33 protein-coding genes are annotated in these 25,649 nt (G+C 56.6%); 21 read left to right on the top strand and 12 right to left on the bottom strand.

Annotated elements, in window-relative coordinates:
* Positions 1–348 precede the first annotated feature (348 nt).
* Positions 349–1,248 carry a DUF6602 domain-containing protein gene (locus tag GYN01_RS12140; RefSeq protein ID WP_203307198.1) on the bottom strand — a complete coding sequence of 300 codons (900 nt, stop codon included), beginning with the start codon at positions 1,246–1,248 and terminating at the stop codon, positions 349–351.
* Positions 1,249–1,704: 456 nt separating this feature from the next.
* On the opposite strand from GYN01_RS12140, the gene GYN01_RS12135 reads away from it, so the two are divergent.
* Positions 1,705–2,529 carry a restriction endonuclease gene (locus tag GYN01_RS12135; RefSeq protein WP_203307197.1) on the top strand — a complete coding sequence of 275 codons (825 nt, stop codon included), beginning with the start codon at positions 1,705–1,707 and terminating at the stop codon, positions 2,527–2,529.
* A 900-nt stretch (positions 2,530–3,429) separates the two neighbouring features.
* On the opposite strand, the gene GYN01_RS12130 is transcribed toward GYN01_RS12135, so the two are convergent.
* The 9 genes from GYN01_RS12130 to GYN01_RS12090 form a co-directional block, all read right to left on the bottom strand.
* Entirely contained in the window at positions 3,430–4,494 is a 1,065-nt protein-coding gene (locus tag GYN01_RS12130; RefSeq protein WP_203307196.1) for a phage integrase, read from the bottom strand.
* A gap of 5 nt (positions 4,495–4,499) precedes the next feature.
* Positions 4,500–4,736, bottom strand: a complete 237-nt coding sequence (locus GYN01_RS12125) for a DUF4224 domain-containing protein (RefSeq protein ID WP_203302665.1) — start codon at positions 4,734–4,736, stop codon at positions 4,500–4,502.
* A gap of 145 nt (positions 4,737–4,881) precedes the next feature.
* Positions 4,882–5,703: a YfdQ family protein gene (locus GYN01_RS12120; RefSeq protein ID WP_048364932.1), complete on the bottom strand. Its 822-nt coding sequence runs from the start codon at positions 5,701–5,703 to the stop codon at positions 4,882–4,884.
* 47 nt (positions 5,704–5,750) lie between these two features.
* Positions 5,751–6,092 (bottom strand): hypothetical protein, encoded by a 342-nt coding sequence (locus tag GYN01_RS12115; RefSeq protein WP_048364931.1) that lies wholly within the window; start codon positions 6,090–6,092, stop codon positions 5,751–5,753.
* 53 nt (positions 6,093–6,145) lie between these two features.
* Positions 6,146–6,388 (bottom strand): pyocin activator PrtN family protein, encoded by a 243-nt coding sequence (locus GYN01_RS12110; RefSeq protein WP_203307195.1) that lies wholly within the window; start codon positions 6,386–6,388, stop codon positions 6,146–6,148.
* Entirely contained in the window at positions 6,385–6,759 is a 375-nt protein-coding gene (locus GYN01_RS12105) for a hypothetical protein (RefSeq protein ID WP_048364930.1), read from the bottom strand. Before GYN01_RS12105 ends, GYN01_RS12110 begins: the two co-directional genes overlap by 4 nt.
* Complete coding sequence (locus GYN01_RS12100) at positions 6,756–7,037, bottom strand: hypothetical protein (RefSeq protein WP_203307194.1); 282 nt, start codon at positions 7,035–7,037, stop codon at positions 6,756–6,758. The genes GYN01_RS12105 and GYN01_RS12100 overlap by 4 nt, the downstream gene beginning before the upstream one ends.
* 11 nt (positions 7,038–7,048) lie before the next feature.
* On the bottom strand, positions 7,049–7,612 hold the full coding sequence (locus tag GYN01_RS12095; protein WP_203307193.1) for a deoxynucleotide monophosphate kinase family protein: 564 nt from the start codon (positions 7,610–7,612) through the stop codon (positions 7,049–7,051).
* Between the two features lie 246 nt (positions 7,613–7,858).
* Positions 7,859–8,509, bottom strand: a complete 651-nt coding sequence (locus tag GYN01_RS12090) for a LexA family transcriptional regulator (protein WP_203302598.1) — start codon at positions 8,507–8,509, stop codon at positions 7,859–7,861.
* 95 nt (positions 8,510–8,604) lie between these two features.
* On the opposite strand from GYN01_RS12090, the gene GYN01_RS12085 reads away from it, so the two are divergent.
* The 6 genes from GYN01_RS12085 (at position 8,605) to GYN01_RS12060 (ending at position 13,198) form a co-directional block, all read left to right on the top strand.
* The gene (locus GYN01_RS12085) at positions 8,605–8,832 is read left to right on the top strand and encodes a transcriptional regulator (RefSeq protein WP_203302599.1); all 228 of its coding nucleotides are present in this window, start codon (positions 8,605–8,607) and stop codon (positions 8,830–8,832) included.
* Positions 8,833–8,972: 140 nt separating this feature from the next.
* Entirely contained in the window at positions 8,973–9,461 is a 489-nt protein-coding gene (locus GYN01_RS12080) for a phage regulatory CII family protein (protein WP_048364927.1), read from the top strand.
* Positions 9,454–9,675 carry a TraR/DksA C4-type zinc finger protein gene (locus GYN01_RS12075; RefSeq protein WP_203307192.1) on the top strand — a complete coding sequence of 74 codons (222 nt, stop codon included), beginning with the start codon at positions 9,454–9,456 and terminating at the stop codon, positions 9,673–9,675. The genes GYN01_RS12080 and GYN01_RS12075 overlap by 8 nt, the downstream gene beginning before the upstream one ends.
* Entirely contained in the window at positions 9,672–12,389 is a 2,718-nt protein-coding gene (locus tag GYN01_RS12070; protein WP_203307191.1) for a DUF5906 domain-containing protein, read from the top strand. The genes GYN01_RS12075 and GYN01_RS12070 overlap by 4 nt, the downstream gene beginning before the upstream one ends.
* Positions 12,386–12,553, top strand: coding sequence for a hypothetical protein (locus GYN01_RS12065; RefSeq protein ID WP_203307190.1), 168 nt, complete (start codon positions 12,386–12,388; stop codon positions 12,551–12,553). The genes GYN01_RS12070 and GYN01_RS12065 overlap by 4 nt, the downstream gene beginning before the upstream one ends.
* A gap of 162 nt (positions 12,554–12,715) precedes the next feature.
* Positions 12,716–13,198: a hypothetical protein gene (locus GYN01_RS12060; protein ID WP_203307189.1), complete on the top strand. Its 483-nt coding sequence runs from the start codon at positions 12,716–12,718 to the stop codon at positions 13,196–13,198.
* A gap of 304 nt (positions 13,199–13,502) precedes the next feature.
* Here the strand turns inward: GYN01_RS12060 and GYN01_RS12055 are convergent, their stop codons facing one another.
* Positions 13,503–13,799: a hypothetical protein gene (locus tag GYN01_RS12055; protein WP_047275431.1), complete on the bottom strand. Its 297-nt coding sequence runs from the start codon at positions 13,797–13,799 to the stop codon at positions 13,503–13,505.
* A 137-nt stretch (positions 13,800–13,936) separates the two neighbouring features.
* Between GYN01_RS12055 and GYN01_RS12050 the strand changes: the two genes are divergently transcribed.
* The 3 genes from GYN01_RS12050 (at position 13,937) to GYN01_RS12040 (ending at position 17,055) form a co-directional block, all read left to right on the top strand.
* Positions 13,937–14,278 carry a phage holin family protein gene (locus tag GYN01_RS12050; protein WP_203307188.1) on the top strand — a complete coding sequence of 114 codons (342 nt, stop codon included), beginning with the start codon at positions 13,937–13,939 and terminating at the stop codon, positions 14,276–14,278.
* A 164-nt stretch (positions 14,279–14,442) separates the two neighbouring features.
* Positions 14,443–15,051 carry a terminase small subunit gene (locus tag GYN01_RS12045; RefSeq protein ID WP_203307187.1) on the top strand — a complete coding sequence of 203 codons (609 nt, stop codon included), beginning with the start codon at positions 14,443–14,445 and terminating at the stop codon, positions 15,049–15,051.
* Positions 15,052–15,054: 3 nt separating this feature from the next.
* The gene (locus GYN01_RS12040) at positions 15,055–17,055 is read left to right on the top strand and encodes a phage terminase large subunit family protein (RefSeq protein ID WP_203307186.1); all 2,001 of its coding nucleotides are present in this window, start codon (positions 15,055–15,057) and stop codon (positions 17,053–17,055) included.
* A 2-nt stretch (positions 17,056–17,057) separates the two neighbouring features.
* Here GYN01_RS12040 and GYN01_RS12035 read toward each other — a convergent pair whose 3' ends face one another.
* A complete protein-coding gene (locus GYN01_RS12035) occupies positions 17,058–17,501 on the bottom strand; it encodes a hypothetical protein (RefSeq protein WP_203307185.1) in 444 nt (147 codons plus the stop codon).
* Between the two features lie 136 nt (positions 17,502–17,637).
* Between GYN01_RS12035 and GYN01_RS12030 the strand changes: the two genes are divergently transcribed.
* The 11 genes from GYN01_RS12030 to GYN01_RS11980 all read left to right on the top strand — a co-directional run bounded on the left by GYN01_RS12030 (position 17,638) and on the right by GYN01_RS11980 (position 25,647).
* Complete coding sequence (locus GYN01_RS12030; protein WP_047275423.1) at positions 17,638–17,844, top strand: phage head-tail joining protein; 207 nt, start codon at positions 17,638–17,640, stop codon at positions 17,842–17,844.
* Complete coding sequence (locus GYN01_RS12025) at positions 17,845–19,329, top strand: phage portal protein (RefSeq protein WP_203307184.1); 1,485 nt, start codon at positions 17,845–17,847, stop codon at positions 19,327–19,329.
* Positions 19,326–20,447: a head maturation protease, ClpP-related gene (locus tag GYN01_RS12020; RefSeq protein ID WP_203307183.1), complete on the top strand. Its 1,122-nt coding sequence runs from the start codon at positions 19,326–19,328 to the stop codon at positions 20,445–20,447. The genes GYN01_RS12025 and GYN01_RS12020 overlap by 4 nt, the downstream gene beginning before the upstream one ends.
* Positions 20,444–20,788, top strand: a complete 345-nt coding sequence (locus GYN01_RS12015) for a head decoration protein (RefSeq protein ID WP_047275417.1) — start codon at positions 20,444–20,446, stop codon at positions 20,786–20,788. Before GYN01_RS12020 ends, GYN01_RS12015 begins: the two co-directional genes overlap by 4 nt.
* 314 nt (positions 20,789–21,102) lie before the next feature.
* Entirely contained in the window at positions 21,103–22,191 is a 1,089-nt protein-coding gene (locus tag GYN01_RS12010) for a YkvI family membrane protein (protein WP_203302612.1), read from the top strand.
* A gap of 119 nt (positions 22,192–22,310) precedes the next feature.
* Positions 22,311–23,306, top strand: coding sequence for a major capsid protein (locus GYN01_RS12005; RefSeq protein WP_048364915.1), 996 nt, complete (start codon positions 22,311–22,313; stop codon positions 23,304–23,306).
* Positions 23,307–23,308: 2 nt separating this feature from the next.
* Positions 23,309–23,629, top strand: coding sequence for a head-tail joining protein (locus GYN01_RS12000; RefSeq protein WP_203307182.1), 321 nt, complete (start codon positions 23,309–23,311; stop codon positions 23,627–23,629).
* On the top strand, positions 23,626–24,291 hold the full coding sequence (locus GYN01_RS11995) for a hypothetical protein (protein WP_203307181.1): 666 nt from the start codon (positions 23,626–23,628) through the stop codon (positions 24,289–24,291). The genes GYN01_RS12000 and GYN01_RS11995 overlap by 4 nt, the downstream gene beginning before the upstream one ends.
* Positions 24,284–24,793: a hypothetical protein gene (locus tag GYN01_RS11990; protein ID WP_203307180.1), complete on the top strand. Its 510-nt coding sequence runs from the start codon at positions 24,284–24,286 to the stop codon at positions 24,791–24,793. Before GYN01_RS11995 ends, GYN01_RS11990 begins: the two co-directional genes overlap by 8 nt.
* Positions 24,790–25,383: a phage baseplate assembly protein V gene (locus GYN01_RS11985; protein ID WP_203307179.1), complete on the top strand. Its 594-nt coding sequence runs from the start codon at positions 24,790–24,792 to the stop codon at positions 25,381–25,383. The genes GYN01_RS11990 and GYN01_RS11985 overlap by 4 nt, the downstream gene beginning before the upstream one ends.
* Before the next feature lie 42 nt (positions 25,384–25,425).
* Positions 25,426–25,647, top strand: a complete 222-nt coding sequence (locus GYN01_RS11980; protein WP_203307305.1) for a hypothetical protein — start codon at positions 25,426–25,428, stop codon at positions 25,645–25,647.
* Positions 25,648–25,649 lie beyond the last annotated feature (2 nt).

The raw sequence follows: 25,649 nt of genomic DNA, 5'->3' as shown, positions 1-25,649 counted from the left end.
GGGGGCGTACTGCAGCTAATGGGTCAGGCGACCCGGTTGCGTGAGATTTTGATCACTCCAGGTCCTTAATCATGCCAGCATTTGGCTGCGCGTGAAAGTTCAGCGCAACGGGTGTACGCCGAGCCGGTGATCGCGCCCTTGGCTCTTGGCTGTGCTGAGCCGCATCGAATGTACCGCACTGGCTCGGCAATCGGCGCGAGGTGTCCGTGGAGGCGGTTCGATGTGCGTCTGGAGTGGTCGCAAGGAGTATTCAAGGCCTTCGTCAGTGCATAGCTGTCTTTTTGCCCTCAGGTGGCCCGCTGCTTGAAAGCCACTCCGCGTCTGGACTCGACGCTTAAGATCACATCGTTACAAATCACCCGAGCAGAGGTCGAAGTGATGGCTCCAGATGCCTACGCTGCCTATTCCTGCATGAATCCCTTCAGACTCTGCTGGCCTTTTCGAATGTGAATAACCGACCTGATTGTATAAGTAGGCAGAGAAAAACTGCAACGGATACTCTTCACTTCCTTTAACAGCAGTCATTTCATTATAAAATGTCTCATATTCAATTGGATATTGCTTGCCCGACTCAAACATATCAATTTCAAAAAAGAATGTTATAAACTTTGAAAGCACACAAATTGAAATCGGAAGTTGTCGCAGATGATTAATGCCCAGCTGTTTCTGCAGGCTGCCACTGTCCAGCGCTTCGTAGATTTTTCGAGTTTCAAACGTAGAGTCGAATGCTAGGATGCTTGAAAAGTATCCCTCCGCTTTCCTGGACTCACATGCATCAGCGCAGTGCTTTATGTTTTCCAAAGCATCTACGAGGGTACCCGCCCATCGATAAGCAGTGGTATAGCCTCCACCCAACGGATAGGCATCGCTGGTCTCTATCGAACCCTCTGGATTCCGGTTCTTATAAAATGTAAGTGAGGATTTCACCTCGACACATCCCCTCAGAGATTCCGGCCTGATGACTGAAAACCCATCAACCTCCAAAAGCGGAACATATTGGTCGGTATCACAAATAAGTATGTCTACTTGCCGACTCTGGCCCTCTATAAGATTCGCATGATTTTTATTGACTGATACGAACCCCGATGTAACTTTCAATGAGCTCGGCATGAATCTCTTTATATAGTCCCTGAGAACGCCTTCTCTGTAAGCACCTATAGTAGGACCATGGTTGGTAAATAGTGATATTTTCTCGGCTTCCAAGAACAATCTTTGCTGTTCAAGCTTATAGAATTTGCTAGCGCTCATACCCACCCCACATTTCAGCTTCAAAAATTGCGAAAACGCGAGATCCAACAAGCATTTTCGGTAGCCTCTGACGCTAGCAAAGTGCCACATTTAATTCCAGCGTCTTGTTCTGTCAATGGCATTGCCATACTGAGCGACTGTGCCATCCTGGATGCACCCTTACAGCGCAGAACAAACCCACCTATTGCAGATCGACGCGTTGTCGCGTCAGAGTGGAGGTTAATGAGGACAAGGCGAAATCCGATCCAACGAACAACGACTGACCCATTAGTGACCGTAAGGGTCCGTTTTGGGTCGAAAACTGCTAAAAGCGGTCATTCACGACAAGCAGAGTTAACCCGAAAGCTTACGTCCAGCATCAATATCATCCATGAAGCGGGCGGGGTTACGGAGAACCCTCTATTATCGGTTTATGAGTGATTTCCATCTATTCGTCATGCATCAAGGAAGAACGTCTTGAAAATCTCTGATACCTCCACAGATTATGAGAAGTTGGCTCAGAAAATTTATGAGGAGATCCTTGCTCTTCAAGGTGTAGAAAATATTGACGTAAGACATAACGTGAAAATCAAGGGTAAATCTGGTGTTGAACACCAAATAGATGTTTTTTGGGAGTACAAATACGCGGGGGTAACTCACCGTGTACTCATAGAATGCAAGCACTACAGTCATGCTGTAAGTTTGTTGCACGTTAGAAACCTACATGGGCTTACAACAGACATTCCAAATAGCATAGGAATAATAGTTACAACCATAGGCTTTCAATCTGGCGCCAAAGAATACGCAGACTTTTACGAAATGGGTCTCAAGCTTATTAGGAAGCCACGCGGGGAGGACTGGGATGGCTATATTCAAATAGTCAATATTCAAATGAAATTTCTAAGAAATCATTACCTTGATTTCAAATTGTCGTTTGACGGGAAGGATCAGGCAACCAGAAATATTGTCGAACAAGACCCATCAGTCATGTCTACCAACTCAACTGAAATAGTCGTCAGAGACGAAGGTCATGAGCCCTGTGCTTTTAATTTTTGGCTTGATCGGCATGTCCTGACAGAATCTGATGAATTTGGCGTCGAATGTGAGACGACATTGTTTCCTGAGAATTCTTATCTCGTAACTTCTGACAATCGGGAATTGAAGCTAGGCAAAGTTGTGGTTGCGTACATGTCTACGCAGTTTGATCAAGATCTTGAAATTGATGCTATGAATCTTGTAGAGGCGGTATTGCAAGACTTCAGCAGTGGAGAAGTTGAGCACATGCATCATAAAAATAATTAACGATACACAGGGGCTTACCATGTACTCATGGCTTGCCCTACACGTTATGGAAAGATAATAGTGATATAGTCGCGGTATAAGGCTGCTTGCTGGCCAGAAGATGAAATTTAAAGTAAGGAAAATACACATTCTCAATGTTGCAGACGAGTTTCTACGAGTCCGGAATGGGGGTGCTACTTAAAATCATTACTCTAATTTGCAAATCCAACGTGGACTGGTTATTGAGCGCGTAACCGAAGTGAATTGCCAGGATCAGGGGGGAGGTATCCCTCCCCCCATCTGCCTAGGAAAAAAATCTGTCTAACAGACCACTAGCAATAAATGCTAGCGCCCAAAGACTGACTTCCACCTGTACCGCTTTTGTCCGCAACTTGAACATGGCAGGAGCCCTGCGAAGTGCTGACAGCGCTGCCAACTTTTAAAGGTTGGTTATTTATAAAGCGCCGTGCCGGGCGCTTGCTTTTGGCTTACCGCGAATGGCCACAAGCATCGGCTCAAGTGTTTGAGGTATCCGATCGGCTCCACCGGGAACGGACTCGTACACCATCACCTTAAGCGGCCTGACGGGGTCGCAGTCGGAGGAGTCACCCACCTAAGACGTCCTGGCTTAGCTAGGATCGCCCTAATTCAATCCTACCCCAGGAAGTCGAGTTAGACCGCGAAAATTTCACAACCCTGTAAAAAAATATGGAATCGCACGTATCCCCTCCCGCTGACAGATCGCGAGAAAGAAACGGACAGATTTGATTCTTCTGCTCTTAGCGTCCGCTTCTGGCCGGTAGCAGCCTATCCGGAATAGTCTCTTTCGGACATTTTTAACCTCTTATGAAGGCGAAACTGGTTCGAATTGTGCATCGGCTATTGCCGTCCTTGGTAACTATCATCTTGGCCGCATTTGGATCACTTTGTAGGCTTAACAATCTCCCCAACTCTCCGATACACCTTCTTCGTAATCTCCTCAGTGGAGTGCCCCAGCAAGCGGCTTGCGTGCGTTAGCTCGATCTCGCTGGCTGCTTTGGGGCGGATATCCTTGAACTGAAACTGCCTAATACTAGCAGCAAGTGCTGAATCACCATCTGCAGCAGCTTTAATAGCAGCTTTCTCCCTCGCATCGTCCCACCGGTTGCGTAGCATCTGCTGACTCATACGCAGCCCCGACGAGTTAGTTATCAGCGTCGAAGTTTTAACCCCGTTAATAGCGCGTCGTTCCAGCAAGTCATCAATGAAGGTGCTCAGTCCGGATTGGACGCCTGCATCTTCCAAACGAAGGCGTAAGCGCTTTTCAGTTTTGCCCTGTCCGATTAGCAAAAAACCATTGTTCAGATCAGTTGCCGCGATTTTGAGTACATCGGCCGGACGTTGCCCAGTCAGATACGCCATGTCCATTGCATCTTTCAGTTCCTGCACCGCCTCGGTGTATACCGCGTTCCATACGATTTCACCCGCGTAATAGTCTCGCGGTTTCTCCTTATTGCGGCGAACACCAAAGCAAGGGTTGGCCTTATCTGTGAGACCCCATTCCCGTGCAATGGTGAACGCGTGGGAGAGTAGGGCGATCTCGCGGTTAGCCCTGACTTTGGCTGTTCTTGCATCGCGATATTGGGCCACAACTTGGGGCGTAATCGATTCGATAGGAGCGTTTTCAAATGCTCGTCGCAGTTGCTTAAGTTCTTTGTGGTTATCGGACTGAGTACGGATTGATTTGCCGGGGATGATTTCTTTCTCGTACCGGTCAAACAGGTAGGCCATCAGGTGGTTGGGTTTCGGCGGTGCCTTGCGTTCAAGCCTGGCCCACTCAACTTTTGCTTGGTCGAGATCCGTGCCCAAAGGTATCTCTTTTCGCTTTCCGGCTGCGTCCCTGCCGTTGTAGTAGTACGACACCCATATTTTCCCGGTCGTGCCTTTTCTTATGCGGCGGATCATTCGCGGTGGAAGATCTAGGTTTGCCGTGTTTTTTTTACGCATGGGGGTCAACTAACCTTCGACAAGTCGAGGGTCCAGACTTCGGCCTCAACATTTCCGGCTACAGGCTTCACGCCTGCCAGCTTCATTCGGGCATATAACCGACCAACAATTGGGCGACGAGCACCAGTCAGGACAAACTCCCAGCGGTTTTCGACTAGCCACTGGATATGTTTGGATGGGATTTGATAGCCGGTAATGGTTGCCAGCTCTTCATCAGTAAGCGTTTCACTTTGAAATGCCATCATGCGGCTCTCCCGGGGCTCGTGCCTCTCGGCTCCCGATTTTCTGGCTAAAGCGTGCTGTGCATGCATGTGCTGTGTACCTCGTTAAAACCCGCCGCAGGGATCGTTGGTGAGAGGCCCGCGGCGGGATGGTGCGGGTGGTTATTTACAAAGTGGCTTCGTACAGCGGTACTTCGCTGATGGCTGCTTGGATTTTGTCGCGCACCGCGTTGTAGGCTTCTTCAAGTACCTTGTCCGGGCGCACCAGTTCGAACCACATCATCAAGCGGCCGTCCTGGATGCGATAACGGAATCGCGCAGGCACGCAGAAGGCATCGCCGCCAAGGAAGGGTTTCACTGCAATGAAGAACTGCTCAGGAATGCGCAACTGACCAGCTTCGCCAGCACGGCCGTCGATTTCTTCGTTGTACGTGAGTTGCACTTGGCCGTTGTCGAGGCGGGTGCCTTGGCGGAAGGTGATGTTTTTCTTGGCTTCAAGGGTGCGGCTGATTTCCAGCATATCCGCTGCACCTGGTGCATTCTGTTCGTTGGCAGGCTGGGTGATGTCCCACACGTTTTCTTCGATAAATTCAGCGAAGGTCGCTTGGTCCATGCGCTTGCGGTCGTATTCTTTCCAGCGGCCCCATTCAACAGTGGTCGGGCAGCGATAGGTTGCGACGTGTTCCAGCCAAGCAGGGCTCTCGGGCTGGTGGTAGTCAATGACTGCTGAGAAAGTGCGACCTTCCGGGCCGTTGCAGAACACCGCGGTCGCCGAAGTGGCGAAGCGATTCACGTAGTCGATGAACGACTCAGCATCCAGCACGGTGAGTTTTTGTTTGGCGCGGGTCGGCGCGGGTAACAAGTGCTCAAGGCTTTTGAGTGCTACATCGTTCGGGAGCAGCGCGATGGGTGCGGCCAACCCAGGGTGATCGACGGGCTTGCCGAGGGACTGAGCGTAGCTGAACAGCTGTTGTAGGGCTTGTTGCATTGGATGTGCTCCAGTGGGTAATACAAATGGTGAGAGGCGAGAGGTGTTTACTGACTGACTTGGCGCAGAACTTCGGGTTTTTCTTCGCCCACAGTTCGAAGCGCTAGGTCTTGTTGGCGTGGGTCGCGGCGAGTGAGGTTGCCCTCAGGCGTCAGGAAGAACAGCGACGTACCGCGCGACAAGGCAGGCTCTTTGGCTTTGACGTCTGCCTTGATGGTCATCTGGCCGTTGCCATCGGGTTTGTAGGTGAGCTTGATGGTCAGCTCGCCACCTTTCCCGGTCAGGCGAATGGCGTCGATCAAGCTGTGCTGGGTTTCGCTAAGTTCATCCAGTAGCCCGCCAGCTTCGATGTCGCGCAGGGTGTCGATAAATGGACGTGATTTGCTCATGTGCTGTGCCTCATTACGTTGGTTGCTATGGCCCCCGAGAGTCAGGGGAATACTTAGGCGGCTTGGTTTGGCGCTTGCGCGTCTAGATAAGCTGCCAGCATGTGCAGGTACACCACTGGCTTTGCTCGGTTTGAGCGGTGTAGGCGGGTGACCTTAAGTGCGATGCGCCCGGCTTTAATCTCGCTGAGCAAGTAACGATCTGTTCTGATGTGCGTGAAGTAGCGTTCGCGTACAGCCGTAAGGCTGGGGCAGGGAGTGGCGAACTCCCTGCGCAGTTGGTCGAGTGTGTCGCTCACGCCACATCCTCCCCGCACCCCTCTTGTTGGGGCAGCAACTTGAGACGAATCAGCTCAGCCAGACCTTCTTGGGTTTTCCCCATAGCCGCGGCGCAAATGTTGCCTTTGCTATCAGCGATAACAGCGCCGTATGGATACTCGGGGCAGCGTGTAGGCGTTACGTAAGCGGTTTGGCCCTCAAGGATTACGGCATCTACGCGGCGAAATACCTCGGCCAACTCGGCAGTGACAGCCGGAAGCGCTTCAAGCATGGCGACCGCTTCTGCTGATGCGCCAATCAGCGTGGCGCGGCTGATGATGGCCGGGTTGTTGACGAAAATCGGGACCAGTTTCAGGGCGCCGATCGCTTGAGTGATTGCGTTCTGTTTCATGCGGCAGCGTCCTTTGTCACTGGTTTTAGGGCTATGCCCAATTGCGTGCTCAGCCACTTCACGCCTGGCTCTTTCACCATCACTACTGCGTAATAGCTAAAGGTGTTGATGTTCGCGTTCCAGCGACTGCGGGTGTCTACGTAGAGATAACCCTGGTCGCGGTGCTTGCTCGCCAGTTCACCGTTTTGGGTCAAAATGCCAAGTTCACGCAGCCGGGTACGAAAGGCGCGTGGTTTTAAGCCGAGCAGGGCGGCAGTAGCGTCCAGGGTTCGGTTCATGTGGGCTCTCCTTAAGCCGCTGCGCGAGCGCACAAGGCAGTGAAGATTTCGTCCAGTTGGCCGGTCAACTCTTCAATCGATTCGTCGTTGTGAAGTACGAGGTCGTTGTCGAGGATGGCAATGCCGGACTCGCTGATGTGTGAGTTCACATCGGGGGCGTCTTCACGCAGCAGGTGAATAACCAAGCCACCTTTTTCGCGGACGAAAGCGGCTTCGTTTTCAAAGCGCAGGTCGCTAATCACAAAGCCGCTGGCTGCGTCGTTGACTTGTCCGAGCAGTTCAAGGTTTTGCTCGGCCAGCCATACCCACAAATCCGGGTGTATTTGGTCACGGCCCCACTCTGTACCCAGCGATTGCATCAACTCACGTGCTGAGTGGCCTAACCAAGCGACAGGCTGCTCTTTGTGCTCGTCGTCAAAGTCACGCTCAGTCAGGTTGAGGATAGTCATCAAGCCTTCGCGCAGAGGGTCTGCAAATGCGTAGGCTTGAAAGTTGTGGGTGCTGGCTAAGTGCATTGCTGCGGTTGTTTTACCCGAGCGGGCAAGGCCTGCCAGTCCAATCAGTACCTGTTTCATGCTGCATCACCTCCGGTTGGGCCGAAGGTTTCAGCGTGTTTAGCGGCTAAAGCGATTCGTTGCGGATTATTTGTGATGGCCAGTAGGCCTGTGCTGTGCTGTGTTGTCTGCATGGCTCGTACTCTTGGTGAGAGGGTGCGAGACAAAGTTAGCAATAGCTAACTATTTAATCAATAGCTAATGCTAACGTATTTTTCAGTGGAGCAAAAAAAAGCCGCCAATGGCGGCTCTCTTGCATCTTTGGGATCACGTTTGAACTTGGCTGGGTGGAACAATGCCACCGACGTAATGGATTGTTTCAATCTCCGTGAGTGGCACGGTAAGACGGCCGTAGGTGCCATTAATCGACATTAGGCTTACTTCCTCGGCATTTGCATAGAGGAGTTCTTTGATCGTTTTCTCGCCGTTGGACAGTGCTAAAAGTACGTACTCCCCCGGTACTGGCTCGCGTCTTGGTTCACACCATACGACCCAGCCGTTACGGATAGCAGGCGCCAATGCGTCGCCTTTGATTCGCAACGAGTATGCGGTCGGGTCTGAGGTTGGAACATCCACCCACCCTGTACCTCGTTCCAGTTCTTCCCATGCTCCGTCTTGTTTCAATTGGGCCACTCCTAAAAGGGGAGCCCGCCGGAAGGGATTGATGAGAATTGGGCCTGATTCTATGCCAAGCGCCAAACCATCCTGGGCTGAGCGCGCGGGCATTAAAAGTGTTCCGCCAGTGAGGCCGATCTTATCTTCAAGATTCTTGGCGGCCTTATCACCCATAGGTCTATGGCCGTTCAACAATTGTGAAAGGTATGAGGGGTCGAGATTGTAGCGATCTGCAAACTCTTTTGTTTTGAGATCGCCGATCAGGGCCCGAAGGGCTTCAACGCGGAGCTGGCTGATATTCATCCGGCTATCTTAAAAGTGTTTAGCATTTTGTAAATTGCAAGCCGCTATTGTTAATTCCGTTAGCAGCTGCTATATTTTGCAAAACGGAGGCGCACATGAGCTTGCATGCATACATAAAGAATCTTGATAAGGCGAAGCTAGATGGATTGGCGGCACGGTGTGAAACCACTACTGGGCAGTTGAGGCAAATTGCCTATGGTAATCGGCGTGCAAGTGTTCGGCTTGCTGTTTCGCTTGAGCGTGAAACTCAAGGGGAGGTTGCGTGTGAGCAGCTTCGCCCGGATGTTGACTGGGCATATTTGCGCGGCTCAACGGCGGCGTAAAAAGGGTGCCGGGTTTGGGCCTCTCACCAAAGATCCCCAAACCCGGCTACGACGATACACAGCACATGTACATCGGTCGTGGTCGTAGGATAGGGCGTGCCCTGCTTTATGGCTACACCGTAAAAGGGGTTTTTACGGTTATGAGTCGCATCGATCTATTACCGGACGCTGGTCCGGTGCTTTCATTGCGTCACGCGCTGTATCGCGCAGGGCGTTCCTATAAGGGTGGTGTCACCGCATTAGCTTTCGCGATGGTGATCGACAACGACGCCCTGCAAAAGAAACTCAAACTTGACGAAGAGCGCCGCTGGCTGACACCGGATGAGCTGGAAGAGGTGATTCGCCTCACCGCTGATCCTCGTTTGCTTGATGCGTTGGTGCGTCCAGCCGGGGCCGTTTGGTACAAACCAACGCCAGTGCCTGCTACCAAGGAAGCCTTGAAAGCAGTAGGGAAGTTACTGGCTGAGTCCGGTGAGTTTGTGTCGTGCATGCACGAAGGCGTGGCCGACGCAGTCTGGGAAGCACACGAAGTCGCCATTCTAGAAAAACGTGGCATGGACGTTATCCGCGAGGTATTGGGCATCATGACCGGCGCACGTCAGGCAATGGAGGATCGCGACAATGGCTGATGACGTCGATCTGGCTAACGACTATGCGGATGAGTTTTTGCAGCGTGCTCTAGCGCGGCGCGCTCTTGAAAAACGTCAACGTGAAGCAAATGCCACGTCCAATACGGGGTTTTGTGTGGATTGCGACGACGCCATTCCGCTGCTTCGGCAACAGGCAGTCGAGGGTTGTGAAACCTGCATCTCCTGCGAAGAGTTGCGGGAGCGCCGCAGATGACTGACCGCTCTCAGGCTGTACCGATGGCGACATGGGCACGACGCTACATTGATACCTTCAACTTGGCACTGGTTGCCATCGAGCCCGGCGAAAAAGCCCCAAAGGGGTTGGGCTGGAATAAACCCGGCGGTTACATCACGGATGCGAGCGCCGCTGAGGCGTTTTGGGCAGTAAACCCAGCGCATAACCTTGGCGTAGTGCTTGGCCCAAGCAGTGTGTGCTCATTGGATGTGGACGATGTTCAGTGGACGCGTCACGTCTTGTACGAGCTGTTAGGTCTGGATCTGGATGCAATGGCGCTGGTTTACCCGACGGTTGTGGGTAATCCGGCGCGTTTTCGTATCCTGTTTCAGGTGCCGGATGGAATAGACCTCACCCGTCACTCTCTGGCATGGCCCAATGAAAACGACCCTGATGGGTCGATTTTTAAAGGGCTAATCGCAAAAGCCAAAGCAGCCAAAGAGGCGGGCGATCTGGTTGGTGAAGCCGCCGCGCGCGACGAAGCTGAGCCCTACAAGCGCTTTACCGTTTTCGAATTGCGTGCGGGTTTGGTGCAAGACGTGTTGCCACCCTCCATTCATCCCGGTACCGGCAAACCATATACCTGGCGCACACCACCTTCCGCTGAGGGGTTGCCAGTGCTGACCAGCGACTTGCTGAACATTTGGCAGGGCTGGGACATTTTCAAGCGTGACGCCGAGTCTGCTTGCCCTTGGGCGCCGAAGGCAGAGAGGCCTAAACCCAAGTCGACCAAGGCACCTGTGCAGGTCTCCGGCAACCGGCCCTCGGTAATTGATGAATTCAACCGCTGCCATGATGTTGAAGAGCTGCTGCGCGCGCACGGCTACATTAAGCGCGGTAGCAAATGGCTCTATCCGCAGAGCAGTACTGGCTTGCCGGGCATCACTATTACCGATGACAAGCTCTACTCGCACCACGGCGCTGATCCGTTGGCCAATGGTCACCAGAACGATGCGTTTGAGGTGTTTTGTCTGCTTGAGCACGGCGGCGATCAATCCAAAGCGGTCAAAGATGCGGCGCGGATGTTGGGGATGCAGCAATCATCCCGGCCATCACCTGCGGATCTTCCCCTTACCCCATCTGAGGATGCCAGCGGGCCGGGCGAATTGATGCCTGCCAGCGCGGCGGCTCCTGCACCTGAGGGGGGCGGGGGGAGTGAGTGGACGGCTGACCGAGTCTTCCAACGCTTTGCCTTGATCGAGGGCAAGACCTCCGTTTTCGATATGTTCAAGCGCGTCATTATCAAAAAGCCTGCGTTTGAGTTGCTGGTCACCAAAGTGTTGGCCAAGGACTGGTTTGAGTCCGGTCAGAAAAAGGTCATTGCCGATGACATGGCTGAGCGCCAAGCCAACAAAGCCAAAGCAGAGGCCAAGTTTAAGCAGGTGTCGGGGGAGGGCATGAGTCCGACCGAGCGTTATGTCTATATAGACGGCACCAAAGACTCCTGGGACATCAAGTGTCGTCGCCGAGTCCCGGAAGGTGCCATGCGTATGGCCTTGGGCGACGCTTATGCCATGTGGTTGAACAGCCCTGATCGCCGCACTGTGGACATGGAACATATCGTGTTCGACCCACGTATGACCAAAGACCCCGAGGTGTACATCAATACCTTTGAGGGGCTGCCTTTGGTGCCCCTCAATGAGCCGAATAAATGCCGCACACTGCGCTCGCTGTTCAGCTTTCTGTGCAACCACGACGAAGCGGCAACCGACTGGCTGATTAAATGGCTGGCTTATCCGCTGCAAAACATCGGTGCCAAGATGGACACTGCTGTGTTGCTGCACTCCACGATGGAAGGCAGCGGCAAGAGTTTGTTGCTGAGCGACATCATGGGTGCTGTTTACGGTGAGTATGCGGCCACGGTAGGGCAGTCGCAGTTGGAATCAAGCTGGACGGTGTGGCAGTCAAACAAGTTGTACGGCGTGTTTGAGGAAGTTGTCAGTCGCGATCAGCGATACAACCAGGTGGGCAAGATCAAACACATGGTCACCGGCAAAACGGTACGCATGGAGTCCAAGTTTGTGAACGGTTGGGAAGAAGCCAACCACATGAATGCGGTGTTCCTTTCCAACGAGATTATGCCGTGGCCGATTGGTGAGAATGACCGGCGCATGTTGGTGGTCTGGCCCAAGGAAACTTTGGGGCCTGAGGATCAAGAGCGGGTTAAGTATGAGTTGGCCAACGAGGGTATCCCTGCGCTGTATGACTACCTGCTCAGCTATGACCTGGGTGATTTCGATCAGCGCACCCGACCGCCCAACACTGAGGCCCGTCAGCGCTTGGTGGACTTGAGTATGGCGAGCTGGCAAACCTTTCTGCGTGAATGGCGCAATGGCCTGTTGGGGGCGCCGTTCAGCGTGTGCGTCAGCAGCGATCTGTACGCGTTGTTTTTGGAATGGTGCCACCGCAACAAGGAACACACCTTAAGTCATACCAAGTTCAGTGGGTTCATCTCCACGGAAGTGGACAAGATTCAGGGTAAGCCTTGGATGGATGGCTCGCGGCGATCCTTTGGCACCTTCTTCTTCCCGTGGTCTGGCATAGATCCGGCACCTTCCCCGCCCCCATCTGTGTCAGCGGCCGGGCTAGGGGCGGCAGTTACCACTTGGCGCGAAGCGGCCAAGGCCGGTGGCTGGAGTGTCGGTAGTTGGGAGCACGTGAAGTTCGGGCAACGACAGGACAGCGCAGCATGACGGCTCATTGTGTGTGGGGTGTGTTGACGGTGTGGCGGGTTAGAACCACCAACCTGACACAGCTACAGGCCACGTCTTTAAAGGCTTTCGGGATCAGTGTGTCAGGTGTGGCGGGCTTCTCGCACATGTGGGCGTGTGTACATGTGCAATCAGTCAAAGGTTGATGTTCGTTAATTATTTCTTGTACGTGAGAAGAAACCCAGCACACCTGACACACCCAACACATAGAGCATTAAGGCTATGTTTTTAAAGGTTTTTAGTGTGTTAGGTGTGTGTCAGGTTGGTTCTTTTCTGTGTCAGGTTGGTTTTTCAGGGAGTAGATGGGGATGATTCAGCAAATCGAAGAACTGATGCAGCATTGGGGCGAGCAGCACTGCCACGTTGGCGAGGCCGGTGGCTTGGGCAGCCCAATGGCGACGATCATGCAATACGGCGGATGCGCCCCTCGGGGCACAGCAGGTTCACGGGATCTGTTGGTGGGAGCGGGCGCAGGCATGGATCACATCGCATGCGAAGTGGCAGCCGCCGTTGCCGAGTTGGGCCGCCAGTCCACCAAAGGCCAGCAATTGGCCAAGCTGGCGAAACTGCGATATCTGCATCAGCCAGCCATGCCGCGACGTGAGCAAATGCGACTGCTCGACATTACCGAGGGGGCAGACCAAACGTATCGCAACTGGGTGAAGCGGTTGCATCAACAAGTGATGTTGATCCTCACCGTTCGAAGTGGCACCACGCGGGGCTACACCCGGCGCAGCGGCAGCCAAGCAACCAACCTGACCCGCGCAACGCTGCTGGGCCAAGTTGGTTAAGCGTTGACCGCTCGTCGGGGTGACTTACCTCAAACCTGCGTCAAAGTTGCGTCAAAGTGAGTAGAGCAGAATGACCGAAAAACAGCTCTTTTCGGTTTTACCGAACAGGGGTAAAACGTCCCCACGATATGAATTCTGCGCCTAAGCGCTACCCGAGCACGTGCTGTGCACCTCGCCCTGGCATACACCAGCGCACTGAAAACCCTGCCCACCCCGGCGGGGTTTTCTTTTTCCGCGTGCCACATGGGGGTGATCTGGCAGTTACGAATTTAACGCCGCATACGGCCAGATCTGGCCCGTATCTTTAAAGTGCATCAACCTCTTTGCTCAACTGCTTGACCACGACACCAAGCAGTTCAGGAAAGGTCTCATCGTAGAACCTTGCCTCTGTTTTGAACGGATGCATCGCGGGCTTGTTGATTCCAAACTTCTCCCCAGCACTGGTGAGCTTCTTGAATGACTTCATAGCGCCACTGCCTGTGGTACTGGCGTATTCGAAGTTTTCCGCGTGTCCTGCTTTAAGCAGCGCACTCATGATGGTACTGGCGTCAAATGAAACACCGCGCTCGGCGATTAGTGCTTTCAGAGATTTTGCTTGCATAGCGTATTCCTTACGTAGCGATAATTTTTTGCCCGGCACCCTGGCCGTCTTCTTGGCTGCCCGCGACTCAGAGACTGAGATACGGTTTCGAACCCCTTCGAATTTTCAAGATTAACCCTTTTCCTCCGGACAACTAAATGACGAATGAACAACAAGCGTTAGCTGAGATGCCGCTGTGGTTACTGATTGTGCTGTCCATGATTGGTGGTGTGTCCGGCGAGATGTGGCGAGCAGACAAGGACGGGGCGCGAGGCTGGTCACTGGTGCGGCGCTTGGTATTGCGCTCCGGTGCCTGCGTGGTGTGCGGCTTGTCCACCATGATGTTGTTGCACGTCAACGGCGTTTCACTCTGGGCATCTTCGGCACTGGGCTGCCTCACGGCCATGGCCGGGGCGGATGTCGCCATCGGCCTTTATGAGCGTTGGGTTGCCAAGCGCCTTGGCGTTTGCGACGTGCCACCGCCATCGGACCGCTCGTAATAATCCCCGGATGTTCAAAACCTGCCGGGGACCCTGGGGAATATCCACGGGTACGGGGCAGGAAACCCGCGGGAAATCGTTAGCCGCAGGGCTGGCAGCTTATTGAAATTCAATCCATTGAAATTGAAAGGCTTGCATTGAAAAGCCGTTGAAAAGGAGGGCTTGTGACAGACCCCATCTTTCTGTCGAAGAGCGCCTTTGCGGCTCACATCGGCAAGGCGCCGAGTTACATCACCTGGCTTAAAGACAACAACCGGTTGGTGCTGTCGGATGACGGCAAGCGGGTGAATGTAGACGCCACCGTTGCATTGATTCGTGACACCGCCGACCCCAGCAAGGCCGCCGTCGCAGCCCGGCATCAAGCGGATCGTGTGCAGCGCGACGTCACCAGCCAGCTATCCCCGCTGGTCGAATCCACGCCGAGCATGGCTGCGCCGCAGCCCGCCATCGGTCCCGCTGGCAAGCAACCTGACTTCCAAAAGGCCCGTGCCCACCGCGAGTACTACCTGGCGCAGTTGGCCGAGGCGGAATTCCACAAAGTGCAGGGCTCGCAGGTCGAGCTGGAAGCCGTGAAAACCGGCGCCTTCAACGCGGGCCGTTTGCTACGCGATCAACTGCTGGGCATGCCGCCACAACTGGCCCCCGAGTTGGCAGTCATGACCGACCCGTGGGAAATCGAACGCCGCCTCACCGCTGCGATCCGCGCTTCGCTGGAAGACGCCGAGCGCATGTCCTCGGCTGACCTGGTTCACGCCCTCAACCACAAGAGTTAACCCATGCACACGGAAATCCCGAACGGTGCAGAGGTGTACCGCGAGGCGTATTTCCGTGGGCTACGACCTGACCCGTCGCTGTGGGTCGACCAGTGGGCCGACGAATACATGCGCATCCCGCGTGACACTGGCGCCGCCGAGCCCGGCCAGTACCGCACCTCGCGTACGCCTTATGCACGCGAGCCCATGCGCTGCCTGTCACCGGCTCACCCCTGCAAACGCGTGGTCACGATGGTGGCTTCGCAGTTGATGAAAACCCAGATCGCGCTGAACTGGATCGGCGGCCTGATCCACATGGTGCCGTCCAACATCCTGACCCTGCTGCCGAGCCTGAGCCTGGCCAAGCGGGTGTCGTCGCGTATCGGCAAGACCATCAAGGCCACACCGGTGCTGCGCGAACGCGTGGCGGCGACCCGTTCACGGGACTCGCGCAACACCATGGACACCAAGGAGTTCGAAGGCGGCTCACTGTACGTCACCACCGCCGGCTCTGCTGCCAACTTGGCCGAGCTGTCGGCGCGCTACATCTACGGCGACGAGATCGACCGCTGGGATGTCGACGTGGGCGAAGAGGGCGACCCCATCGAGCTGGCCGAAACCCGGGGCAGTACCTTCGGCCGAAACGCCAAGTTCTACTTCTCCAGCTCGCCAACGATCAAGGGCGCGTCGCGTATTGCTGATCTGTTTGAAACCAGCGACCAGCGTTACTACTACGTGCCATGCCCGCACTGCGGACACATGCAGATCCTGGAGTGGGAAAACCTGCATTACTCGGCCGACTACCGCGTGGTGCATTACCAGTGCGCCGGGCCAGACTGCGACGTACTGATCGAAGAGCACCACAAGGGCCTGATGCTGGCCCGTGGCGAATGGCGCTCCCACGCGCAGGGCGACGGCGAAACCATCGGCTTTCACCTCAACGCCCTGTATTCACCGCTCGGCTGGATGGACTGGCCGTCGCTGGCCAAGCAGTTTGAGAAGGCCAAGAAGGCGCAGAGCCGCGGCGACCTGGAGCCTATGCAGGTGTTCTACAACACCCGTTTGGCCAAGGTTTGGGACAGCGCCCAGGAACAAACCAAAGCCGAAGTTCTGATGAAGCGCGCCCGCCTTGAACCCTACGGCCTCGGCGCAATGGTCCATCGCGTGCTGATGCTCACGGCCTCGGTCGACGTGCAAGCCAATCGCCTGGAGCTGATGGTGATGGGTTGGGGCGTGGGCATGGAACGCTGGATCGTCGACTTCCAGATCATCTGGGGCGACCCGGCGGACGAACGCACCTGGGCCGTGCTCGATGACAAACTCAAGGTGCGTTACCCGCATCCATGCGGCGTCGGCTTGGGCATTCTCGCCACCGCCGTCGACTCCGGCGGCCATCATACCGACGAGGTCTACCAGTTTTGCCGCGTGCGCCGGTGGCGCAACATCTTCGCTATCAAGGGCGCGAGCAAGCCGGGGAAACCGGTGATCGCGCAACGCCCGTCGATGGTCGACGTGACCTGGAAAGGCCAGACCGAACGCAACGGCGCCGAGCTGTGGTTTGTCGGCACCGACACCGCCAAGGACTGGATCTACAACCGCTACCCGTTTGAAGACGGGCCGGGCGCCTTGCACTTTGCCAACGACTTGCCGGACGAATTCTTCGACCAGTGCGTGGCCGAGCGCAAGGTGACGCGGTACGTGCGCGGACACAAGCGCGTCGAGTGGGTGAAGGGCAAAGCCGAGCGCAACGAAGCCCTTGACCTGATGGTGTACAACCTGGCGATGGCGCATTACCTGGGCCTGAACCGCTACAAGGAACACGACTGGGAACGCATCCGCCAAGCCCTGGCACAGGCCGGTTTATTTGATGAAAAACCGGTACACGCTGAACGCCTTGCCGCGCCGGTCGCAACACCTGCACCGCCCGTGCAACCACCGGTTGAAACGGCTCCATCGGTAGCAACCCCGGTCGTACGCCCCCCACAACGTCGCAGCACCAGCAGTGGTTATCTGAAGCGTCGTTGAAATTAAAGGATCTCAACCACCGGCGTGATGAGCTTGGCGCCGACGGCGATTTCTTCGGCCAGCAAGCTTTTGAGCGTTTCCTTGCTGCCTTCTTTCATGGTTTCTGCAATCCGCTCGCGGATTGAGTGGCCGTGGGTGAGGCAGTGCGGCATGGCTTTGAGCACCTCAAACCCTTTGACCGTCAGCACTGCCCCTGTCACTTGGGCCGTGGGGATGACTTCGCCGCTCAAAAAACCGGAGCCGATCAGCCAGCGGACCGTGGCCAGAAAGAATTGCGCGTCGTGGTCCGCAAGTTCCAGCAGGCAATCATCCCCGTCTGCTGCGCACGAGGCGGGTGTCATGAGTTTGGCGGCAATCAAGTCACAGGGGATTGGAAAGTGGGTATACAGCTCATCAAAAACTTTGCCAGTCAGGTCGTTGAATTTATCGAGATTGGAAACTGACATGTCGCAAAACTCCGATCAAAAAGTGCTGAGCACGAAGAAGGTCAAAGCGCTGACTGAATCGTAGCCGGTTCAGCCAACTCGGCCCTACTGTGTCCCATATACCAGCCCGCGTCACCTCAACCCAAGAGCAGCCCCTATGTCCTTTACCCAAAAGCACCTCGACGCCGTTGAGTCGGCTATCGCGCGTGGCGAGAAAACCGTGCGCTATGCCGACCGCACCGTGGAGTACCGCACGGTCGATGAGCTGCTCAAGGCGCGCGACCAAATCCGCAGTTCGCTGGTCGCCGCCACGGGGCCGCGCTCGCGGGTGATCCGGCTGTATCACGCAGGCAAGGGGCTTTAAATGGCGCGCCAGTATCCAACCCTGACCCGCAACGGCTTCCTGTTGCCCGAGCGGATCAAAGCCAGTTACGAAGGGGCCGGTGAGGGCAGGCGCTCGGCCAGTTGGGACGCGCCGGACATCGGCATCAACAGCCTCAACACCCCGGCTTTGCGCAATTTGCGCGCCCGTTCGCGCTCGGCGGTGCGCAACGATCCCTACGCGTTCAACGTCATCGACAAACGCGTCAGCAACCTGATCGGTACCGGTATCACCCCGCGGCCTAAAACCGAAGACGACGCCCTGCGCAAACGTCAACAAGACCTGTGGGATGACTGGGTCGACGAATCAGACGCCGATGGCCTGACCGACTTCTACGGCCAGCAGGCGCTGATTGCCCGCACCGTGGAAACGGCCGGGGAGTGCTTTGTGCGCTTACGGCCACGCGGTCTGGACGAGGATCTGGCAGTGCCGTTACAGCTCCAGGTACTGGCCCCGGAGTTTGTGCCCCATGACAAATTTGAGCCGTGCAAAAACGGCAACAGCATCCGTGCCGGGATCGAGTTCAACCCGGCGCACAAGCGCGTGGCCTATCACATGTACCGCGTCCACCCGCGTGACGCCTCGTCGCTGAACGCCGGTTACAACCAACTGGTGCGCGTCCCGGCCGAACAAGTGCTGCACATCTTTGAACCGGTTGAGCCGGGCCAGTTGCGCGGGGTGCCGCGTTTGGCGCCAGTGCTTAAACGCCTGCGCAGCCTCGACAACTACGACGACGCGGTGCTGTTTCGCCAAGAGGTGGCCAACCTGTTCGCAGGCTTCATCTCGCGGCCACCGCCCGAAGCCACGCAACAACCGCGCGACCCGGTCACCGGCCTGCCGTTGACCGAGGACCGCGACGGCTTCACTCCGATGGTCGCGCTAGAGCCTGGGACCATGCAGGAACTGGGGCCGGGCGAGGAGGTGGAGTTCTCCAAGCCGCCGGATGCGGGCAACAACTACCCGGACTTTATGCGCCAACAACTGATGGCCGCAGCCGCCGGGACCGGCACGCCGTACGAAATCCTCAGCGGCGACATGCGCGAGGTCAACGACCGGGCGCTGCGCGTGGTGCTCAACGAGTTCCGCCGTCGCCTGGAGCAACTGCAATTCAGTGTGTACGTGCACCAACTGTGCCGCCCGGTGCGGGCTGCGTGGCTGGACATGGCCGTGCTCGCCGGTCGCCTGACACTGGTCGACTACGCGCAACGGCGCCGTGAATACCTGCGCACCCGTTGGGTGCCGCAAGGCTGGGCCTACATCCAGCCGGTGCAGGACATTCAGGCGCGAATGATGGAAGTCAACGCGGGCTTCAACTCCCGCAGCGAAATGGTCCTGCGTCAGGGCTACGACGCCGAAACCGTCGACGAAGAAAACGCCGCCGACCAGAAACGCGCCCGCGAGCTGGGCCTCAACTACAAAACACTGGTCGAGCTGCCCACCGAGCCGGCCGACAAGGAGACGCCATGAACAGGCTACGCATTTTCAACAAGGCGGGTGACCCACCGCTGCCGCAGGACAAACACTGGTACAGCCTCAAGGCCAGCGGCGAAGCCGAAGCCCGCAGCATTGAGGTCTACGTCTATGGCGAGATCGGCACCTGGGGCATCACCGCGAACCAGTTTGTGCGCGATCTGGCAGCGATGGACGACGGCGTGTCGCCGATTGTGGTGGCGTTCAACAGCATCGGCGGCGACCTGTTCGACGGGCTGGCCATTCACAACGCATTGTCGCGGTTGGGCGAACGTTGCACCGGGCGTGTCGATGCCCTGGCAGCCAGCGCGGCCAGCGTCGCGGTGTGTGGCGCGCACAAGGTGGTGATCGCATCCAATGCCATGCTGATGATCCACAACCCGTGGACCTACGCGGCAGGCGATGCCGAGGATCTGCGCAAGGTCGCTACGGCGCTGGATCAGGCGCTGGAAGTGATCATCGCCGCCTACAAGGCCAAGTCGCCCAATATCGACGAAGTGGAGCTGCGGCGACTGGTCAACGCTGAAACCTGGCTCACCGCGAGCGAAGCGGTGGCCTTGGGGCTGGCCGATGAAGTGGGCGAGGGCGTCACGGTCAAAGCCTGCCTCGGTCAGGGTGGGGCATTGCAGCGTTATCAGCATGCCCCGCAAGCCTTGTTGGCTCAGTTGGAGGAACCGCCAGAACAGCCGCCAGAACCGGAGCCTGAACCAGAACCCGAAAAACCGCCCATCGTTGATTCGGCCAAGCTGGCTTTATTGATCACGCAAAGTTGCAACACCGCCGGGATCAGCAACCTGATCGAACCCATCATCAACACCACCAAGCTGGCCGACGAAGCCACGGTCAATGCCGCAATCAGCAACGCGAAGGCCGTGCGCGACCTGTGTGTGGCGGCGCGGCTGCCGGAGTTCACCCAGCAGTTCGTGGCGTCCGGGCTGACCGCCGAAGCGGTGCGAGGGCGTCTGTTCGACACGCTGGTCAGTGGCGGCGGGTTTGAGATCGACAACAGCCTGCCGATCAACGACGACCCAGCGCCCAAAACCCAGGCCAAACAACCTGACACCAACGCGATCTACGCGGCCCGTCGCGCCGCCCAGACAGGGGTAAAAGCATGACCATCAAACATGAGCCGATGCACGCGGGCGAGTTCCTGCTCTCCGAAGGTGCGGGCAACATCTCGCGCGAAGCCATCAACGTGGCCGCTGGCCCTGCATTGAACCCCGGCCAAGTGCTGGGTCTGGTCACGGCCTCGGGCGAGTTCGCGCCGTACGTGCCGACCGCCGAAGACGGCAGCCAGACCGCCGTCGCCATTCTGTATGGCCCGCTGGGCGAGTCCGACATCGTGCGGCGTGGCCGTGCGGTGGTGCGCTTGGCCGAAGTCAGCGAAGCGCACCTGACCGGCCTCGATCCCGAGGGCGAAAAGTCGCTGGCTGAGCACTTTGTGATCGTGCGCTAAGTACTTGATTTATTGATCGCGACTTGTTTCAGAATGTTTCCGGTGATTCTGCGGTCATTATTCCCATATTTGAGAGATTAATGATGCCAAACGTTTTTTAACGAATGCTTATCACTGGATTTATCGGTTTATATGGTGAAAAAAGCTGGCAGACAATTCCTATACTGCGGGCGGCGTCCCTAACCTTGGGCAGCACTAAAAATCGGAGTGATTTGCGGTGCTGCCCAAGAGTGAGTAGCCCCATGGGAAGGAGAGGCCGGCACTGCATCTCTATTCCCATGCATCTAATAAGTCTAAGAATGAGAAATAGTTTAATGAATAAACAATCGATCCAGATTGCCCTTGCTTACATGTCCGTCGTTATTGGTGGTGGTTTTGCTTCCGGCCAAGAGGTACTCCAGTTTTTCACCGGCTATGGGCTTATAGGCATTGTCGGCACGCTGGTAAGCGGTCTGATGTTTGCTTTCCTCGGCATGCAGATCGCTCGGGTGAGTTCGAAGATGCAAGCGAGCTCGCACAAGGAAGTTCTCTACATTCTATTCGGTGCCCGCATCGGTCTGGTCGTTGATGTGGTGTTGTCTTTCTTCCTCTACGGTGTCGGCGTAGTGATGTTGGCCGGCAGCGGTTCGATCTTTGCTCAGCAGTACGATCTACCTCCCTTGTTCGGTGGCGTACTCATGACGGTATTGGTGATCGCTACGCTGTGCATGAACGTGAAGCGCATCATCGACCTGATCAGTGCGGTAATGCCTTTCCTGCTGGCGATGGTGCTTATCATCACCACTTACTCGATCTTCAGTTACAACGCCCCAATCGAGACCCTCGACGCAGTTGCTCGTGAGAACAACGAAACGGTTACTGGCAACTGGTTTGTGGGAGCCTTGCTGTATGCATCTTTCAACATCGCTGTAGGGTTCCCGATGCTGGCTGTCATTGGTGGCATGACCAAGCAACCCAAAGCCGCCGCAATCGGTGGCGTACTCGGTGGTCTCGGTCTGGGTGCGTTGATTCTGCTGTTGAACATTGGCCTGTTCGCCAACATCAACCAGTTGCAAGGCATCGAAATGCCCTCCCTGGCACTCGCAGAACGTATCTCGCCGATTCTTTCGGTGGTTATGTCGTTGGCATTGGTTTGCATGGTCTACAGCACGGCAGTGGGGATGTTCTTTGCTTTCAGTGCCCGCTTCGCCAAGCCTGAAACTAAACGCTTCAAGGTGATTAGCGCAGTCTCGGTATGCATAGGTCTGGCCTTGAGCCTGGGTGGCTTCAGCAAGCTGGTAGGCACTGTCTACCCACTGCTGGGCTACGTCGGTTTCGCCTTGATCCTCGCTATTTGCTTCAATTGGCTACGCAGCCGTTCCATTGCCAAGGCGCAGAAAGCTGCGTTGGAAGCTGTTTCCTAAGCCCTCAAACCTCCGAGCAGTTGTTCGGAGTTACCTACTGGGAACGGCAGTAGACCGATCGCCGCCCCTTTTATTGAACCCCGCCTCGAGCGGGGTTTTTATTGCCTGGAGATTTCTCAATGGCCGACATCGCCATCTTTGACGACGAAGCGTTTTCTGTTTCGTCGCTGACCGCTGCCATCAACGAACAACCGTACCAACCCGGGCGCCTGAGCAGTCTTGGCCTGTTTCAGGAAGAAGGCATCACTACCCTAACCGTGCAGATCGAGAAGGACGGCGACACTCTGGCCCTGGTGCCGGCCGGTGAGCGCGGCACTTCAGGTCTGATCGTCGGCGCGAGCAAACGCACGCTGATCCCGTTCAACACCGTGCACCTGCCGGAACGCTTCACCATCAAGGCCGATGAGATTCAGGGCATCCGCGCCTTCGGTACTCGCAGTGAGTTGCAGGCCGTGCAGGACGTGGTCAATGCGCGACTGTTGAAAGCGCGTCGTCAGTTGGACGTCACCCATGAATTCCAGCGAGCCGGTGCCTTGAATGGCCAGATCCTCGACGCGGACGGCAAGACCGTGCTGATTGATCTGTACAAACGATTTGGTGTTGACCGACAACGTATGTCGATGGGCATGACCAAGGCTGGCACCGACTTTCGCGTCAACTGCGGTATAGCCCTGGATCTGCAGGAGGATGCGCTTGGCAGTGTTACCAGCACCGGCGCACGGGCGTTCTGCGGCAAAAACTTTTGGAACACATTGATGGGCCTTCAGGAAATCAAGGCTACCTATCTCAGCTCGGCACAAGCGGCTGCTCTGCGCGGCGATGCCCGCGAGAGTTTCGAGTATGGCGGCATTGTCTGGGAACGCTATCGCGGCAAGATCGGAAGCGTTGCATTCGTCCACGACGACAAAGCCCTGCTCGTTCCCGAAGGCGTGCCCGATCTGTACATCTCGGCCTTCGCCCCGGCCGATTACATGGAAACGGTCAACACCCAAGGCATCCCGTACTACAGCAAGATCGAGCCGATGCCGTTCAACAAAGGCATGGCCGGCGAAGCGCAGTCCAACCCGCTGCACATCTGCACCCGACCGCGTGCGCAGATCCTGCTGGAGCTGTAAGCGTGGGCATCCGCGATCTGGTGGCCGACATCGACAGCGTGATCTTCGACGTGCTGGCCGACACTGGCCACATCGAAGGCCGCGCCGAGCCGGTGCTGGGGATGTTCTCTGCACCGTGGAAACAGCCGCAGGTCGGTCGCCTAAATACGGCCATTCGTGAGCCACACTTTGTGGTGCGGGTGGCGGATTCAGACGGGCTGAGCAAAGGGTTGAAAGTCACCATCGACCTGCCTGCGCTGGACGGTGGCGGCGATTACGACCTGTTGCAACTGGAGCCCAGCGGCGACGGGCAGGTGTCGCTGATCTTGAGGAAACGTGCATGAGCATCGGCAGTTTCAGCGAAGTCAAAAAGAACAGCGGCATGCTGCATATCCAGGCCTCGGCTGAGGATCTGAAAGCGTTTGCAGACTTGGCCATCCTGGTGCCCAAGGCTGCCGCCAAAGCCCAGCGCCGGGCGATCAACAAAACACTGCGTTGGTTGCGCGGAAAAATCGCCAGTGATGTGGGCAAGCAAGAAAAAATTGCAGTGAGAGCCGTGCGGCAGCGTTTGATCACTTACCCGGTGAAAGGCGGTGCAATGCGCGGCAAACTCTGGTTCGGCATCAACCCGCTGGAAGCCAGCCGGGCAGGGCGCGCCCGTCAGACCAAGGCGGGCGTGTCGGTGGCGGGGCGGCGTTATAAGGGGGCTTTCTATAAGAAGGTGTACGGCAATCAGGCTGACGTGTGGATTCGTACCGCGAGCAAGCACTTCAACCCGGCTGATTACCCCGATAGCCAAGTCACCTCACAGACGGGGGCCAGCTCCGGGTTTGTCGGTGAAAACAGTGACCGCTTCCCGCTGGCCAAAGCCAAAATCTCACTGGACGCCGTGCGCCCCCACTTCGACGCCTGGAGCCGCAAGGCCGACGAACGCTTGATGCACGTCCTCAAACAAGAGATGAACTTCGAACTGCAAAAATACTTAAAGGGGACGCGCCGTGTCTGAGCAGCCGTTTAGTCTCGACCTGCTGTATCAGGCTATCGAGCTGCACCTCCAGCAGCACTTGCCGGGCGTGCAACTCGTCAGCTTCTGGCCGGACATCCAGCAGCACATCCCGCTCCCGGCGGTGTTTCTCGACATTGCCGAGTTCGAACCCGGTACTGACATCGGCACCGGTGAAACCACCCTGACCCTCACCTTTGAAGCGAGGGTGATTGTCGACGTGATCCGTGCCGACCACTACCCGCAAGCCGTGCACCTGGCCACGCAACTGGCGGTGCTGTTGCGTGGCCAATCGTGGGGCTTGGCAGTTGAACCGGCCGAGTTCCAGCGGTCGAGTCAGGACTGGACGCGCCCGGAACTGGACGGCTACACCGTGTGGCTGGTGGAGTGGACGCAGACGGTATTCCTCGGTGAACAGGTATGGCCGTGGCCCGATGAGCCGCCGGGCTCGTTGCTGATCAGCGTCAACGACGAAGAGTCGGTCGCACCGGAGGATCTGCCGTGAGCTACGCCAGTGCTGAACACGACCGCATGATCGCGGCCCTGTTGATTCCTTGCTACGTGGTCGCGGTGGACTTGGCCGCGTCGCCACCCGCCTGCCGCGTATCCACCGGCGACTGGACCAGCGCCTGGGTGCGCTGGCACAGCGTGGCAGCGGGCAAGGCCCGGCACTGGCGCGCACCGAGCATTGGCGAGCAGGGCGTGCTGTTTAACCCCAGCGGGCAGGCAGGCATGGGCACCTTTGTGCCGGGCTTGTACGGCGATGCAGGCGCGCCCCCGGACAACCGCGACCACGTCGAAGTGTGGCGGTTTGATGATGGCGGCTCGTTGGTCTACGACTGGCAGGCCAAAAGCTACACCATCACCTTGCCCGGCGGCACCGTGACCATTGCGGTGGGTGGCAGCTCGGCGGTGGTCACGGACAGCGCCATTACTGGCAAGGCCGAAGCGATCAACCTGACCGGGAAAATCACCCTGAACGGCGACGTGGTGATCAACGGATCGATCTTGACCCACAACGGACTGAATGTCGGATCTACGCACACCCATAAAGGCGTAACACCCGGTGCGGGAATAACGGGCACACCGTCTTAACCCACCTCGCTACGGCGAGGTTTTTATTACCTGGAGAACACCATGAGCAAAACACCTGACGACAAAGTTACCGAACCGGCTGCACCACTCCTGCAAAAGACCGCACCGGCTCGCACTTTCCGCGACAAGGTCTACACCTCCCGCAACCTGATCCTGCCCGGCGGGGCCTCGCTCCCGGTCGCTAAAGGCCGCGCTACGGCGGTCGACGATCAGCAGTTCCAGTACCTCAACACCCACCCGGATTTTGAACGCCTGACGGAGTAACC

Source organism: Pseudomonas weihenstephanensis, assembly GCF_016812185.1.
In the GTDB taxonomy this organism is placed as follows: domain Bacteria; phylum Pseudomonadota; class Gammaproteobacteria; order Pseudomonadales; family Pseudomonadaceae; genus Aquipseudomonas; species Aquipseudomonas weihenstephanensis.
Note: the sequence above shows the minus strand (reverse complement) of the source record. Positions and strands in the feature narration are given on the sequence as shown.

Bases quoted from the DNA above. Each gene is read 5' to 3' on its own strand.
- GYN01_RS12015 (WP_047275417.1), top strand. From the start codon at position 20,444: ATGACCATCAAACATGAGCCGATGCACGCGGGCGAGTTCCTGCTCTCC.
- GYN01_RS12140 (WP_203307198.1), bottom strand. From the start codon at position 1,248: ATGAGCGCTAGCAAATTCTATAAGCTTGAACAGCAAAGATTGTTCTTG.
- GYN01_RS12105 (WP_048364930.1), bottom strand. From the start codon at position 6,759: ATGAAACAGAACGCAATCACTCAAGCGATCGGCGCCCTGAAACTGGTC.
- GYN01_RS12035 (WP_203307185.1), bottom strand. From the start codon at position 17,501: ATGTCAGTTTCCAATCTCGATAAATTCAACGACCTGACTGGCAAAGTT.
- GYN01_RS12120 (WP_048364932.1), bottom strand. From the start codon at position 5,703: ATGCAACAAGCCCTACAACAGCTGTTCAGCTACGCTCAGTCCCTCGGC.
- GYN01_RS12065 (WP_203307190.1), top strand. From the start codon at position 12,386: ATGACGGCTCATTGTGTGTGGGGTGTGTTGACGGTGTGGCGGGTTAGA.
- GYN01_RS12115 (WP_048364931.1), bottom strand. From the start codon at position 6,092: ATGAGCAAATCACGTCCATTTATCGACACCCTGCGCGACATCGAAGCT.
- GYN01_RS12085 (WP_203302599.1), top strand. From the start codon at position 8,605: ATGAGCTTGCATGCATACATAAAGAATCTTGATAAGGCGAAGCTAGAT.
- GYN01_RS12080 (WP_048364927.1), top strand. From the start codon at position 8,973: ATGAGTCGCATCGATCTATTACCGGACGCTGGTCCGGTGCTTTCATTG.
- GYN01_RS12010 (WP_203302612.1), top strand. From the start codon at position 21,103: ATGAATAAACAATCGATCCAGATTGCCCTTGCTTACATGTCCGTCGTT.
- GYN01_RS12070 (WP_203307191.1), top strand. From the start codon at position 9,672: ATGACTGACCGCTCTCAGGCTGTACCGATGGCGACATGGGCACGACGC.
- GYN01_RS12095 (WP_203307193.1), bottom strand. From the start codon at position 7,612: ATGAAACAGGTACTGATTGGACTGGCAGGCCTTGCCCGCTCGGGTAAA.
- GYN01_RS12125 (WP_203302665.1), bottom strand. From the start codon at position 4,736: ATGGCATTTCAAAGTGAAACGCTTACTGATGAAGAGCTGGCAACCATT.
- GYN01_RS12025 (WP_203307184.1), top strand. From the start codon at position 17,845: ATGGCGCGCCAGTATCCAACCCTGACCCGCAACGGCTTCCTGTTGCCC.
- GYN01_RS12040 (WP_203307186.1), top strand. From the start codon at position 15,055: ATGCACACGGAAATCCCGAACGGTGCAGAGGTGTACCGCGAGGCGTAT.
- GYN01_RS12130 (WP_203307196.1), bottom strand. From the start codon at position 4,494: ATGCGTAAAAAAAACACGGCAAACCTAGATCTTCCACCGCGAATGATC.
- GYN01_RS12055 (WP_047275431.1), bottom strand. From the start codon at position 13,799: ATGCAAGCAAAATCTCTGAAAGCACTAATCGCCGAGCGCGGTGTTTCA.
- GYN01_RS12075 (WP_203307192.1), top strand. From the start codon at position 9,454: ATGGCTGATGACGTCGATCTGGCTAACGACTATGCGGATGAGTTTTTG.
- GYN01_RS12030 (WP_047275423.1), top strand. From the start codon at position 17,638: ATGTCCTTTACCCAAAAGCACCTCGACGCCGTTGAGTCGGCTATCGCG.
- GYN01_RS12060 (WP_203307189.1), top strand. From the start codon at position 12,716: ATGATTCAGCAAATCGAAGAACTGATGCAGCATTGGGGCGAGCAGCAC.
- GYN01_RS12100 (WP_203307194.1), bottom strand. From the start codon at position 7,037: ATGAACCGAACCCTGGACGCTACTGCCGCCCTGCTCGGCTTAAAACCA.
- GYN01_RS12020 (WP_203307183.1), top strand. From the start codon at position 19,326: ATGAACAGGCTACGCATTTTCAACAAGGCGGGTGACCCACCGCTGCCG.
- GYN01_RS12005 (WP_048364915.1), top strand. From the start codon at position 22,311: ATGGCCGACATCGCCATCTTTGACGACGAAGCGTTTTCTGTTTCGTCG.
- GYN01_RS11995 (WP_203307181.1), top strand. From the start codon at position 23,626: ATGAGCATCGGCAGTTTCAGCGAAGTCAAAAAGAACAGCGGCATGCTG.
- GYN01_RS11980 (WP_203307305.1), top strand. From the start codon at position 25,426: ATGAGCAAAACACCTGACGACAAAGTTACCGAACCGGCTGCACCACTC.
- GYN01_RS12090 (WP_203302598.1), bottom strand. From the start codon at position 8,509: ATGAATATCAGCCAGCTCCGCGTTGAAGCCCTTCGGGCCCTGATCGGC.
- GYN01_RS12050 (WP_203307188.1), top strand. From the start codon at position 13,937: ATGACGAATGAACAACAAGCGTTAGCTGAGATGCCGCTGTGGTTACTG.